The sequence below is a fragment of the Paenibacillus fonticola DSM 21315 genome (genome assembly GCF_000381905.1).
Taxonomy (GTDB): domain Bacteria; phylum Bacillota; class Bacilli; order Paenibacillales; family Paenibacillaceae; genus Fontibacillus; species Fontibacillus fonticola.
This window is the reverse complement of record NZ_KB907261.1, coordinates 84,016-97,388: the sequence shown is the minus strand read 5'-3', so window position 1 is coordinate 97,388 and position 13,373 is coordinate 84,016. Positions and strand designations below refer to the sequence as shown.

General features: G+C 39.5%; 16 protein-coding genes. 10 read left to right on the top strand and 6 right to left on the bottom strand.

Features of this window, described 5'->3' with window-relative positions; translation table 11 throughout:
• The first annotated feature begins 44 nt into the window (after window positions 1–44).
• The 3 genes from G358_RS0117475 to G358_RS0117465 all read left to right on the top strand — a co-directional run bounded on the left by G358_RS0117475 (window position 45) and on the right by G358_RS0117465 (window position 2,590).
• Window positions 45–653 (top strand): type IV toxin-antitoxin system AbiEi family antitoxin domain-containing protein, encoded by a 609-nt coding sequence (locus G358_RS0117475; RefSeq protein ID WP_019638536.1) that lies wholly within the window; start codon window positions 45–47, stop codon window positions 651–653.
• Window positions 653–1,381 carry a nucleotidyl transferase AbiEii/AbiGii toxin family protein gene (locus tag G358_RS31330; RefSeq protein ID WP_019638535.1) on the top strand — a complete coding sequence of 243 codons (729 nt, stop codon included), beginning with the start codon at window positions 653–655 and terminating at the stop codon, window positions 1,379–1,381. The genes G358_RS0117475 and G358_RS31330 overlap by 1 nt, the downstream gene beginning before the upstream one ends.
• A gap of 327 nt (window positions 1,382–1,708) precedes the next feature.
• Window positions 1,709–2,590, top strand: coding sequence for a tyrosine-type recombinase/integrase (locus tag G358_RS0117465; RefSeq protein ID WP_019638534.1), 882 nt, complete (start codon window positions 1,709–1,711; stop codon window positions 2,588–2,590).
• 395 nt (window positions 2,591–2,985) lie between these two features.
• Here the strand turns inward: G358_RS0117465 and G358_RS0117460 are convergent, their stop codons facing one another.
• The 3 genes from G358_RS0117460 to G358_RS0117450 are packed head-to-tail and all read right to left on the bottom strand — an operon-like array spanning window position 2,986 to window position 4,018.
• Entirely contained in the window at window positions 2,986–3,396 is a 411-nt protein-coding gene (locus tag G358_RS0117460) for a hypothetical protein (protein ID WP_019638533.1), read from the bottom strand.
• Entirely contained in the window at window positions 3,393–3,728 is a 336-nt protein-coding gene (locus G358_RS0117455; protein WP_019638532.1) for a recombinase family protein, read from the bottom strand. The genes G358_RS0117460 and G358_RS0117455 overlap by 4 nt, the downstream gene beginning before the upstream one ends.
• Window positions 3,729–3,733: 5 nt before the next feature.
• Complete coding sequence (locus G358_RS0117450; protein WP_019638531.1) at window positions 3,734–4,018, bottom strand: hypothetical protein; 285 nt, start codon at window positions 4,016–4,018, stop codon at window positions 3,734–3,736.
• A 332-nt stretch (window positions 4,019–4,350) separates the two neighbouring features.
• On the opposite strand from G358_RS0117450, the gene G358_RS0117445 reads away from it, so the two are divergent.
• Together G358_RS0117445 and G358_RS0117440 are read left to right on the top strand one after the other, a co-directional pair.
• A complete protein-coding gene (locus G358_RS0117445) occupies window positions 4,351–5,802 on the top strand; it encodes a TOTE conflict system archaeo-eukaryotic primase domain-containing protein (protein WP_019638530.1) in 1,452 nt (483 codons plus the stop codon).
• Entirely contained in the window at window positions 5,799–6,344 is a 546-nt protein-coding gene (locus tag G358_RS0117440; protein WP_019638529.1) for a crossover junction endodeoxyribonuclease RuvC, read from the top strand. The genes G358_RS0117445 and G358_RS0117440 overlap by 4 nt, the downstream gene beginning before the upstream one ends.
• Here G358_RS0117440 and G358_RS0117435 read toward each other — a convergent pair.
• Both G358_RS0117435 and G358_RS0117430 read right to left on the bottom strand, forming a co-directional pair.
• The gene (locus G358_RS0117435) at window positions 6,341–7,087 is read right to left on the bottom strand and encodes a LytR/AlgR family response regulator transcription factor (protein WP_240480058.1); all 747 of its coding nucleotides are present in this window, start codon (window positions 7,085–7,087) and stop codon (window positions 6,341–6,343) included. The genes G358_RS0117440 and G358_RS0117435 overlap by 4 nt on opposite strands.
• Before the next feature lie 19 nt (window positions 7,088–7,106).
• Window positions 7,107–7,502, bottom strand: coding sequence for a type II toxin-antitoxin system PemK/MazF family toxin (locus G358_RS0117430; RefSeq protein ID WP_019638527.1), 396 nt, complete (start codon window positions 7,500–7,502; stop codon window positions 7,107–7,109).
• A 250-nt stretch (window positions 7,503–7,752) separates the two neighbouring features.
• On the opposite strand from G358_RS0117430, the gene G358_RS0117425 reads away from it, so the two are divergent.
• On the top strand, window positions 7,753–8,040 hold the full coding sequence (locus G358_RS0117425; RefSeq protein WP_019638526.1) for a hypothetical protein: 288 nt from the start codon (window positions 7,753–7,755) through the stop codon (window positions 8,038–8,040).
• 63 nt (window positions 8,041–8,103) lie between these two features.
• Here G358_RS0117425 and G358_RS0117420 read toward each other — a convergent pair whose 3' ends face one another.
• Window positions 8,104–9,474: a PIN domain-containing protein gene (locus G358_RS0117420; protein WP_019638525.1), complete on the bottom strand. Its 1,371-nt coding sequence runs from the start codon at window positions 9,472–9,474 to the stop codon at window positions 8,104–8,106.
• 669 nt (window positions 9,475–10,143) lie between these two features.
• Here G358_RS0117420 and G358_RS0117410 point away from each other — a divergent pair.
• The 4 genes from G358_RS0117410 (at window position 10,144) to G358_RS0117390 (ending at window position 13,351) form a co-directional block, all read left to right on the top strand.
• Complete coding sequence (locus G358_RS0117410; protein ID WP_019638523.1) at window positions 10,144–10,371, top strand: DUF5348 domain-containing protein; 228 nt, start codon at window positions 10,144–10,146, stop codon at window positions 10,369–10,371.
• A gap of 119 nt (window positions 10,372–10,490) precedes the next feature.
• The gene (locus G358_RS0117400) at window positions 10,491–11,270 is read left to right on the top strand and encodes a DNA-methyltransferase (RefSeq protein WP_019638521.1); all 780 of its coding nucleotides are present in this window, start codon (window positions 10,491–10,493) and stop codon (window positions 11,268–11,270) included.
• Window positions 11,271–11,472: 202 nt separating this feature from the next.
• Window positions 11,473–11,643, top strand: a complete 171-nt coding sequence (locus G358_RS33155; protein ID WP_019638520.1) for a hypothetical protein — start codon at window positions 11,473–11,475, stop codon at window positions 11,641–11,643.
• A 97-nt stretch (window positions 11,644–11,740) separates the two neighbouring features.
• Entirely contained in the window at window positions 11,741–13,351 is a 1,611-nt protein-coding gene (locus G358_RS0117390) for a recombinase family protein (RefSeq protein ID WP_019638519.1), read from the top strand.
• The last annotated feature ends 22 nt before the right edge of the window (window positions 13,352–13,373 follow it).

Below are 13,373 nucleotides of genomic sequence, written 5' to 3'. Positions count from 1 at the left end.
ATGATGAGATTTTTCTTTATCTATCTGTGAATGGTGGTGAGTGCATGAACGAACAAATTATTACTACGGCAATGCAAGTGCTGGAAGAACATCATGGCTTCGCACGAACAAAAGATTTTATTACGGCTGGCATATCGCCTTATTACATAAAAAAACTGGAGTCTGTTGGAGAAATTGAACGAGTGAAGCAAGGGGTTTACCGACAGGCTGGTAAAGTTAATGAATCGCCTAATGAAATGGTAGAGGTATCAAAGCTGGTTCCCAAGGGGGTTATCTGTCTTCTCTCTGCCCTCTCCTACTATGAACTGACAACCTACAATCCTTGGGAATATCAAATTGCCATTCATCGGGATAGTAAAAAGCCAAAGCTTCCTGATTACCCTCCTATCAAAGTAATTTATTTGGCAGATGCTCAGTACCACATTGGAATTGATGAAGTTGATATTGACGGCTCAACTGTTAAGATCTATGACCGTGAAAAAACAATCTGTGACATGGTGCGCTATCGTGAGAAAATTGGAATTGACTTGATGAAAGAAGGATTGAGGAATTACCTTCAATCCCGTCATAAAAATATAACAAGGCTTGTCTCTTATGCTGATAAGCTGCGGATTCGAACCGTTTTGCAAAAGTATCTGGAGGTGCTGATTTGATGAGTGAGATTAAGAATATCCCCGCCTCTGTTTCAGAACGCTTGAAAAATATAGCGAAGAAATCAGGAAAATCATTTGATACGTTGCTTCTCCTTTATTTTCAAGAGCGTTTTTTATATCGCTTGTCCATCTCCGATTACAGGGATAAATTTATTTTGAAAGGCGGCTTGTTTCTATTCTCACAAACTCAATTCAAAGCTCGCCCAACCAAAGATGTTGACTTTCTCGCCAGACAGATTGCTAATGAGCTAGCAATATTAAGGGAGTCGTTTGTTACGATTTGCTCAATAGACGTTCCTTCAGATGGCATTATGTTTCAATTGGATGAAATGACAACGGAGAGAATTAAAGAGGATGCTGACTATGAGGGAGTAAGAGTCAAAGTAACAGCTCTAGGACGAATGAAAAAGAGCTTGCAATTTGATATCGGATTTGGAGATGTCGTAGTTCCGAAGCCACAACTAATCGACTACCCTGTTTTGCTTGATATGGCAACTCCACAGGTGCAAGCCTACTCGAAGGAATCCGTCATTTCAGAAAAATTTGAAGCGATGATTACATTGTCGGTAATGAACAGCCGGATGAAGGATTTTTATGATATCTATATCCTGCTAACGACTAATGATTTTGATGGTCGCATTCTTTACGAGGCAGTGTTTGAAACATTCCAGCGACGAGGTACAGTATTGGAAAAAGAGCATCCTTTGTTTATTTGCAGACTTTGTTGAGGATGAGAGTCGGACAAAACAATGGGTGGCTTTTGTACGTCGTTTAGGGATTGAGGAGCAGTTTGTATTTCAGGATATTATGACTTATCTTGTTGATTTTCTTAAGCCTATCTATCAATCAATACTTAATGAGAAAGAGTTTTTTGGTCATTGGAGTTGTATAGACAGAGCTTGGATGATCAAGGGATAATAAAATGAATTAATATTGAAAGGACACACAATTTTGATTGTGTGTCCTTTAATGCAATAATAGGGTACAGAATGTTCATAACAAGAGCCATCTGTCTTAGAAAAATAGGTCACAGAATGTAAAAGGAGATGAGCCGATTGGACTTTACCCTATACCTTAAACAACAAGAGATGCGGCAGAAAACAATTGCTGGCTATACTGCTGTAATAAATGAATTTATACAATGGCGGGATGCTCTTCCTGACCAATCGGAAATCGTTACACAACTGCTCATATTGGAATATAAATCTTATTTGAAAACGATCAGAAAGAACCATCCGAAAAGTATTAATCGAAAGCTTGCCGCTTTAAGGAAATGGATTCAGTATTTACAAGCGACAGGGAAATTAAAGGAAGTCATTGCTGTTAAGGATGAAGCATTGGCAGATATAGAACGCTGGAAAGATCCAAAATTCTTGGATAAAAACGAAATTAGGGATATCCGTAAGGGGTTAGAAAAAGAGCCGAGCGATTTTCTGAGAAATAGGGATAGATGCATGATTTATCTTATGTTGTATCTTGGTCTGCGACAGGAAGAAATGCTGAATTTAGAGCTTGCCGACATTATCCGAACACCAGGCAAGCAAAAGGTTATCATTCGAGAAGGCAAAGGTGGGTTTTACGGGGAGTTAGCGCTTGAAAGTGCTGAGCTACGTGGAGCCATTGACCAATGGATAGTTGAACGTGCCAAAAGCAGATTTGCCGACAGTCCTTATTTATTTGTCAGTCGGAAATCAGCCCATGCTGGTAAGCGAGCTGCTGTTAAAATGATTCAGCGAGTATGCAAAACATCTGGTGTTCAGTTCACCTGTCATCAGTTACGTCACACATTTGCAAAACGCATCATAGACGAAACAGGAAATATTAAAAAAGCGCAGGAACTTCTGCGCCACAAGCATACATCTTCGACAGAAATCTACACGAGGCATCGTAAGGAAGAACTGAACGAGGTACTACGAAAACTCGATGATGTGATGTAAAACAAGCGCAAATAGCCAAGCCGATTGTATGCTGATAGGGATCAGCGCAAAGGCTTGGCTTTTTTTATGTGATTTCCTTTGATTGGCTATCAGTCAGACTATATTCATTGAGTACATTTTATGAAATGGTTCGATTAAACGGAATGGTGGTATGGAATATAGCGGTCATTTCGGTTAGAACGTATTTGTTTGTTGTATTTACAATATCCATTCTTCCCGTTGTATCTATCGTATCTGATAGATAGGATAGGATTACTGATTTTAAAAATGACAAGCAGCTCATCATACTTGGTAGATACCTTTAATGAGAATCAACCTCTCTAGATTGAAACAACCTGTATATGCAATTAAATTCTCTTAATAATATTGGATTACCAAATAAAAAGCAGCATTTTTCAAGAAAAAACAGGCTCATAGCGATAAAAAATAATATGTGAGTGAACAAGCTCATTAATGGCTGAAATGCTGAGTGGCTGATTGTTCGTTGCTTCAAGTAAATCTAAAAAATGCTGAATAGCGTCAGCTTCCTCATCACTTAATCGCTTACGATAAACATAGACAAATAAGCCAAACGCCAGCACGCGATTAATAATAATCTCGTTTTCTAAGATGAACGCACTAGACTTACGTTCGGCATGCAACAGATCTACATATAGCAATACTGCAAGGATGACAGCAGGAACAAACCAATAAATCAAACTAAACTTAATAAATACAAGCCAGCTGGCGACAGCTAGAAGAACAGCAATCGCCAGTAAGAGAGATAATTTTTGACTCGTAAAAAATAACTTTCCATAATATTTCAAATGGCTTCACCAGCTTCTCGTTCATTAATAATAAGCAATGAGACACCATGTTTCAACAACTGCTCCGAGATATTTAAGAACTGGTCATGGTCGATGTGCAAAATGTGATAAGACTGAACGACTAATACATCAACTTTTGTTGAACCATCCAAAATAGACTGGAGACTTGGACGTGGCGCATCCGATTTGACAATATCTTTAAGTACGATAACATCCGCGTAAGCAACCTGATAATCGTAACAGAATTGCTGCAAGGTCAGGTATTGCTTATTAATGGTTCGAGGCGTTTCGCCGCGTATATAAAAGGCTACCGATTGATTGGTCAAGTCCATGGAGGTTATTGTTCTCCTTTCTTGGATGGTACTGTTGCTCGATGTGGCTTTATTTTTTGAAGTTCTATTTTAATTGCGTTCTCATCAAAAAAATGAACATGGCGTGCATCGGATTGGTCACGATATAGTTGCTGATAACGAGAACGAAATCCTTTTCCGATATGTTGAAAAGCTTCGGGTGTTTCATGCATGTCTTGCAATACCTTACGTTCTAAATACTTATATAGCGTAGAAAGCCCAATTAAAAACAGGGCAAATAAAATTGTGTTCTGTGGTGTAACAAAGCCCATTAGTTCATCCTCCCTACCGAAAATCCATTTTTATCCAGATTATCTGTAGCAACCAGTATAGCTGGTTTCCATTCCCTTGCCAAGGCTAGATTTTTAATTGTTTATGTTCCATCTCTTGTTTCTTGCTTAATGATGGTCTGGTTCTTGAAAGAAGAAAAATATAGTCTTGTGTCCCATAAAGATATGTCCCAAACCGTATAAAAAAATAGAAATTTGACTTTGCTTTTTACGCATATATAATGTCTCTACTCATGGCATCTGTTCCGATTTTCACCATCGAGTTAAATCTGCATGGATGCTTATAACTTATAGTTTGAAGGAGATTATGATATATGCTACAAAAGATAGAACAACAAATACAAGCGCAGAAAGAAGCGCTATTACAACAATTAAATAAGCTTGTCATTGGCGAGCGTACACGTTTTATTGAGCAATATGGAGAAGGCGAACAAGCCAGATACTGCACTTCCACTAAAAAGCTTGTTGACAGTACAGTAAAGTCTCATTTGACGGGGAAACGCACCGTTGGTTGCTATTACATTGGACAGGCAAGTAAGTTTCTATGCTTTGACGTTGATGAACATGACCCCTCGATTCCATTGCATTTGTTGCAATTGCTTAAAGCTGCTGGATTCAAGGCAGAAGACCTGCATATTGAATATAGTGGCTCAAAAGGGTGGCATATCTGGATGTTTTTTGAGGAAACCGTCCCCATCTCTAAATTAGTGTCTTTTGGCAAATACATCATTCAGCAGCTTGGTGATAAGGGCAGAAAGATTGAACTGAGACCTGAACAGAAAGAAAATAGTCGTGGCATCAAGCTCCCATTTGCGATACATCGGAAATCAATGGTGCGTACAACCTTCTTACAGCATGATTTGCAGCCAATAGAAGATGCCGTAGCGTATTTCTTGAATATTCAACCGATATCCAAAGAACAAGTTCAATTTTTAAGTAACACAAGATTAGATGATGATGAACGATTGCAAAAAAGTGATTTGACGATAGGACGCTCCAAGCAGAGCATTGAAGTAAGCGCGACTCAACTTGTCCCATCGGCTAAAAAGGCTGATTTGAATAGCACCGCGTTATCCGTTGCAGCTCAGAAATTACTTGAAGATGGTATTCCTCAGTATGATGCTGAACAACAGAAGGGACGTCATTATTATCAGTTTATCATTGCGCTCCATTACAAAGAACAAGGGCTGACAGAGTCAGAGACCATTGAAAAAGTTACCGAGTGGGCGCTCAGAGAAAGGCGAATGAACCGATCCAAAAGCAGTGAGCAAGAAATTAAACGAGATGTTGCAACGGATGTTCATCATATTTACATCAAGGACAAGAAGTTTTTTGCGGCAAGAGCTAGAGAAGTTGTTTTTTATGCAGAGGATATTCGAACAATTCAAGAAATGTATGACCCTGTTTTGCAGCAAGTGGCTTGGGCTATCATCATTTTGGGACGCATGTACCATGAAAATGGGCAAGTGTATTTTTCCATTAGACAATTAGAGGATATGACGGGCATAAGCCGTAATACTGTACACCGAAGAGTGATAGCGTTGCGAGAATCGGGATTTTTAGAGCTGATACAGAACGGGTATTATAAGATGGAAAAATCAATAGCAAGCTTGTATAAGGTCCCCACTCTTCTCAATCAAGATGCTAGCGAGCAGTTCTCAATACTCGTTCAATCGACAAAATGGGATGAGATTTACGAGGAAGCACTTGTTCAGCTTTATAAGCACTATATGATATTTGAAATGCAGCTAGAGAAGGTCCAATGAGAGTCCTTTTTTGCGACCAATCCCTACTCCGCTTTGGTTTTTGCATAGTGAAAATACATCGTGATCATTGCGAAGTTATTGCTTATGGTCTACTCCAATTGAATGGAAAGCAGCATTATATCGAGCGTCTTCAACAAATCCAAAAATGGTTAGCTGGAATGATTGGAGAATATGAAATTGATGAAGTGGTGTGCGAGGAAATTCAGTTTCAGCGAAACGTTCAGACTTTCCGTAAGCTTGCCGTATTGCAATACGTGATAGAAGTGACATGTCATAGCCACTCCATTTGCTTTGGCAAGCCGCTGCAAGTTCATGTCTGGCGAACCAAAGGTGTTAGACAGATTTTACAGCTACCCAACGGGAATAAGCAGACATTGTTTCAATTTTTGAATAGTTATCTCGGCTCTCCTCTGTATTTTGATACAAACCAAGCAGATGCATTAGGTTTGGCAATCTACTGGTGTTATACCAATTACGAAAGTTTACCGTTACATATGCAAGGCGCTGCTCAGCTACTACAAAAGGGCGAAGGAATATGTTAATTCCTAAGCCCTTTGCTCATAAAAATTTGAAATTGCTTGGTAAAGGAAGCTTTCTTGTCTTCTGTGATGACAGCGGTTTGAGTAGCATGCTTAAAACGAATAATGTTTTCATGAATATGTTCAATTTGATGAAGATTAATCAAGCAAGAGCGGTGTGTTAACACGAAATCGTGATACATTAAATAATTTTCGTAGACTTTAATGGGGATTTTCGATTCCATTTCCCCTTTCGCGGTATGAACATAGACCGTTCGATTGATGGATTCAATAAATAAAATATCATTGGGTGTGAATAGTTGAATCTCGTTGGAAACAACAGGAACGAATAAACCGCCGCTAGATATAAACTGATATTGCCTAATGCTCCAACGTTGTTTTTCAACCCCTATTTTAAGTCGTTCAAGTGTAAAGGGGGTCTCTAAAATATCGACAATACCCAAGTCAGCAACATAGCTTGCAGATAATAATTGGTTTGTAATCAGAACTGTCGGAACCATTCTGCCATGTAAACGGAGTTTATGATAGGCTTCAATAGCATTCAATTCCCCATCTATAGTATGACTTAATAAAACGGCATTAATATCAGGTTGATCAATGATACGATCCACGTAATCTTTGGTGGTAGCTACTGCTTCAATAATTTCAACGTTCGGAATATTTGACAGAAGCATCGTTAACATGCTTGACTGCTCATCACTCCCTACAATCAGCATCTTTAGAGTAGGTTCATTCAAATGGATCACCTTACCTGTAACAAATAGCTTAATAAATCAATTCCTTTAGCATGCCTTCCAATTGGCTCATCATATAATTGGACAGCCTTCCCAGTGGTTGCAAAAGTCGAGCTTGCTTATCAATCGTCATAATTTTACTAACATCAACATTCAGCTTGAATGCTCCCTCTGCAGAATAACCCGTTAATTCTTTAACGAATAGCGGATGACTATCAGCAGTTTTTGTAGCCACTATTTGTAATGTCGGGGAGTGCAGATTTCCTACGTTATTTTGAATCACAATTATAGGAGAAATCCACTCTTCATCATGGATTAGTCCATTTAATTGTGCGAGGAACACATCTGCACGTTTAGCAGGAATGCGCCCGCAGGAACATCTCTTTTTAACATTGGCAACGATTTGCCTACAGCTGGAACAAATCATGCTGCATCCTCTCCTTTGTGCTAAAACTGATCAGTTTTAACATGGGAAAGGAAAAAATCCAAATCGGAAACCACTTTTCATTATTTTAACCCAAGATTAGTTGCATCAGATGGGTTGTTGGCATTGACCATATAGCAATGGTCGGAACTGAATGGCTCAGGTCGGTACGAACAAATAGTAGTCGCAACCAATTCAAATGGAACGTTAGGAAGCAGATTCGTTACAATAATGGAGAGGGAGGGGGAATCGTATGGCTGTATTTATTAATCTGGCGTTGTATGTGGTTTTCATAGGATTCATTATATTTGCGGTTATTTTGGGGATAAGAAAAGCTGGAAAGCATGGAGTACAGCACTCTGTGAGACAAGATGAAGCAACAAGACGATTACATAATGAGCAGCATCAACGGATGATGCAGGATCCTTATTTGAATCCAGGCGTAGATGTCGTAGTGGATCGTCATTATCATGGTTTGGATCAGCATCAGTCGGGGAATGACCACAATAACGGAAATGGTGGGTTTAATAACGGGTTATAAATCGTAAAAAGCATGGTGAATGAGGGGCTACATCCTTTCTCCCATGCTTTTTCTATTTTAGGATTAGTTATCGAATGGTCCATAGCTCACGATATTGATGATGTCGTGTTTGACTTGATCTAGGTTGTCGTAGTCAGTAAATAGCTGGATTCCGACAGCGGATGAATCAATGGCAAGAAGTTCGCGCAGATCATCATCATTTCCACTAGTAAGCCAATTCAGCATGAGCAAACCAAAGCGAATATCTTTTTGACCAAAATAAAAGATTCCTTGAATGGTTTCATCCGTTTCTTTGGATAATTGAATGGATGGATAATACTGTTTGGCTAACGGCTGCAAAATTTCTCTTAGCTCGGAGGTAGGCTCTGCTCGCTCAGAATGCTCCATTGCTTTTAGTGACTGCAAAATAGCATAACCTCTCTCCGTAGGCTCAACAAATTGGCTGACATTATTATAATTGTAAATGTGACTTGTATCCTCGTTAATTTGCTCAATAATTTTATCGTAATCGGTTGAGTCTATATTCGCTTTATTAAACAAAGAGGCGCGTGCATCAGAAAAACCTTTGCTCACTTGACTACTTGCTTGGAAAAAGGAAACAGCATTATACCCAACAAGTCCGATTAACACTATTAAAGCAAACACGCCAGTAACTATAAAGCTTGTCCAAGAATTTTTTGCACCTTTTGAAGACTGCTCTACTTCCAAGACAGGCATTCCTGCGTTTCTTGCCGTAATTTTGGCACCGCGGTCATTGGTTAGGAAAAGGATTGCTTTTCCCTGCTTGTATATTTGCAAATAAGCAGCCAGGATACGGTCATCCATTGTATCCGTTAATTTAAGCTCGGTAAGTGTTTTAAAATTGACAGAAGGCAGTATGGTTAACGCTTGCCCCTGCGTTTGTGCATCTTCAATCGCTTTGAAAGCTCGTCTTGCGTTTGTGGCAGTCTCCGTATTCGAATTATTTTTTAATCCGTCTAGCTCTTTCTGAACCTCTCTGCTTATGAAAATATGTTCGTTTTTTAATAGCTCAAAGGTTTCGCTTGGATGATGCATAAGGATATTAGTATCCAAGCCAAAAGCAATTCCTTGTCCTGATTTTTCGACAATTGCCTGTTTGTACTGTTGTAAAAAGGGGTTCTTGGCTAAATGACGAACATTCGTTGTGGTAAGGGAGCGAGAATTAAATGCGATGCGCAATAAAGCTTCCTTGGTTCCAAAAATGTTCTTATAGTACTGGAATAAAAATAGGGTCCTAGCGATTGCAATAAATAGCACGAGTACAACAAGAGAAATAAACAATCTGATAAACGAAGCTGACTTGTCATGCTGTGTTTCAACAATTTGTTGGATGTTCTCACTTGCGAATGCAGTAACACTCCATACAAATAAACCTGTTACAAGCAACAGGCAAATGACTAAACCTTTTTTCATAAACGCTCTAATCTCCTTCTCCTATGATGATGGTATTAGATTTATTTTAAGTTAATAGGGGAAGTCCTGCCTGATAATAGGTCGTGACGAATAAGCTTTGGTTCCGACAAAATCAGAAAAGCGATTGACAATCCATTTTAACCCATGATAATATTCTACCTAAGCTCAATTGAGCGACCACTACAACTTAATCTTTTATAAATGGTACACCCATAGTTTCCGGTGCCTTACAAAGGCACGCGGAGCTGGTATCACCAATAAGTGGTTTTATACACTTGGTGATCGATCGTTTTTTGCTTTACTTGTGTATCTAGTTTCTGGCTATTAGACGGGAGAAATCTGCCCTCTGATAGACAAAGATTAGATGCCAAGAAAAAACGATAACCAGCTCTACAACGGAATACTATGGGTGTTTTTGTTTTGTCCATAGCTCCCTCTAATTGGTTGTTACTCATATAAATCCCCTCTTTGTAGAGGGCGCGGTTATCAGAGTCCGCGTTAGCAAATCTGAAGCGTAGCCTACCCAGTAGAGAGCAAGACGTCTACCGCAGTATTGCGATTAGGGTGGCAGTGGGGCGGAATTTCCTTCGGGGTTCTCGGTTGAAGCAGAACAATACTAACAACCAATTTAGAGTATAACAAAATAACTAAATCAACGGAGGAATTGGAATGGGCAACTATTACACGTTAAAGTACGATAAAAACGAAGATACCTGGAGAGCAATAACAGAAGCGAACCGCAAGTTCTCTATGCACTGTGGGGACATCTTCCATATTAATATGGGAAAGATTCAACTGCCCTGTCGCCTTGAAATGGATAGCGACTGGTATGCAATTTGCGAAAGTGTACGCTTCAGGCTGCATCCGAAAGAAGAATATAAGATCATTCTATATTAAGCACAGGAGATTATAATGCAATTGCTTGTCGGATTCTTGGTTCACTGCGACATTGAATTAAAGTTTGGAAAAAGAACGCATAAAAAGCATCAGCATTCTAATAAGAAGGAGCAATTGTTATGTCAAAACTATTAAATGGACTACAAATAAATCGAATCTACCAACGAGATTGTATAGAAGGTATGAAAATGCTGCCTGACAATAGCATTGACCTGGTTATTGCTGACCCGCCATATAATCTTGGCAATAACGGTACAAAGATCAATATGAAAGAAACATATGGTTTTAATTACTTCAAGGAAGATTGGGACAAAATTGATGATTTTCAGGCATTTAATGAAGCCTGGATTAATGAGTGTCACCGAGTATTGAAACCTGACGGTTCAATGCTTGCATATGGGACCCACCATAACATATTTACAGTCGGCTACTTAATAGAACAGTCATCTTTCACCATTCGTGCTAAATACGAGTGGAAAAAGAAAAATCCACCGCCAAACTTTTCAGGCAATGCTCCGCACTTTGCATCAGAATCAATTATTTGGGCGAGCAAAGGAAAACGACGAACCTATAATTTGGACTATGCTAAAAGGATCAATGACAACAAGAACATTCAAAGTGTATTCGAAACTGCATTGACTCCAAGATTCGAAAAAAGACATGGGAAATTCCCTTGTCAGAAGCCATTGGAAATTTCAATCAAGCTGATTAATCTTCATTCGCATCCAGATCAAATTGTCCTCATACCGTTTTGTGGGAGCGGCAGCGAAGCTGTTGCCACTCAAATGACGAACAGAAACTTTATTGCCTTTGAAAGAGAATCGAAGTACATAGAGCTTACAAATATACGTTTAGAGAATACGAATGAACTGAAAGACAAGCTAATTCACCTGATTTAGCCATTGCAACCTCACTACGAAATACAGCCTGTGTTTGCACAGTTTATATAGATAAATCATATTTAGAAAATTTACGGAACTCGGTTATACTTCAGCGACACATGAAAATAGAGCAAAGCAGCCCACTCCGATTTAATCGGTCATGGTACAAGATCAATAGAACATAAAATAAACATGAGAACGCTCGAGAGGAGAATGCCCGATGTCAAGGGATTTAAATAAAGCTTACCATATTCATATTCAGGCTGGGCAGGGTAATCTGGGTGAAATGATTGATGAACTTGCCAAACAGGTTGTTCATAAAAACATAGATGAGTATCAAGCCAATAATTACCGCGTAAAAAAAATCTCAGCTTTAGGACGTGCCATTTAATCTATAGCTATTCATAAATTTGAACATCCAGCAGTCCCTTTGGCTTGAGCTTGCTTTGCCAGAGGGATTTGCTTTTATATAAGGGGAATGATCAATCATGACGAAAGTAGCTATCTACGTACGGGTAAGTACGACGAAGGAAAGTCAGAAGGATAGCCCAGAGCATCAGCTTGCAGCATGTAAGCATTATGCGGAAGATATGGGCTGGGAAACCAGTGAAGATATTATATATGAGGACAGAGAATCAGGAACGAATATCATTGACAGACAAGCCATACAGCGGGTTGTAAGAGATGCTCAGAACGGTGCCTTTCAGGTTATCATTTTTGCTGCCTTATCTCGTTTTGCTCGTGACATTGGCGACTCTATTAACTTAAAACGTAAAATTGTTGATGCCTTGCACATCCGTTTAATATCTATCGACGATCATTACGATTCCGATTCTGACGGTGAAATGCTCTTCTCCATTATTTCGAGTATTAACCAATCGGTCAGTGAACAGATTAGCCGAAGTTCCCGTCGTGGTAAACGTGAATCAGCCCGTAAAGGGAATTTTATTGGTAGTCGCGCTCCGTATGGCTATAAGAGGGTGGTTCAAAATGGGTTGAAGGTGCTAGTTCCTGATGAGGAAACATTAAGCACTGTCCGTGCGATATTTCAGATGTACACGGCAAATAAAATGGGAGAAAAAGCAATTGTGGCTTATTTGAATGATAAAGGCATCCCCTCTCCCAAAAATGGATTGTGGGGCATTACAACGGTTCAGCGAATACTGCAAAATGAAGCTTACATTGGTAAAAATCGATTTTCCAAATATGAAACAAAAACGGTATACACCAATGTAAACGATATGTCAGAAAGAAAAAAGGTACAGGTGCAGCGCCCCAAAAGCGAATGGCGCTATGCCATTGATGAGCAAACTCATCAGGGCATAATTGATGAGGAAGTTTTCCAGTTAGCACAAGAGTTGCGGCTAGAACGAGGCGGTGGTGAGCGCGGCGGGATAAGGCAGAAAATCAATATATTTGCAGGTATAATCAAATGTGCGCATTGCGGTTCGTCAATGGTGAGTATGAAATCCAAAAGCAAGAAAACAGACCGTGATGGCAGAGAATACCGCTATCTAGTCTGCTCCAAAAGACGACGACAAGGCGATGCTGGATGTAATAACGATTTTTGGCTCCCCTACTATCCTTTTCGCGATGACCTTATTCATTCACTATCTCATGCTCTGAGACATATAACCTCAGCAGAGGAATTATTAGAAAAGCATAAAGGACTCATTCAAATTAATCAGTCAGACCTTGAAGGTGAGTTGAAGAAGCTCCATAAGCGAATTGCAGATAATCGCAAATGTCTGTTTGAATTGCGTCGTGAGAAGCTGTCAGGCGGGTTCCATGATGAACAGCAGTATAACATGGAGAAGGCTATCTATGAGCAGGAAATCGTTCAACTGGAGAAGAGGCTGACAGAGGTTAATGAGGAGAAACAGAAAAAGTCAGATTTAACCGAGCTATACGAGCAAGTAATGGATATGCTGGATGAGCTGCTGGATCTGGACTTGGATTCATTTGATGAGATGCAGTTGATACTGAAAAAGCTGTTATCCGAAATTAAAGTTAGCCGTGATGGTGAGATTCAGGTAGTGACGACCTTTGGGTTGTCGTTGCAGGAGTTGGAGACTGCTAGCAAAGAACAACATGAATAAGTTAAAAAGCGATAAATAAAGC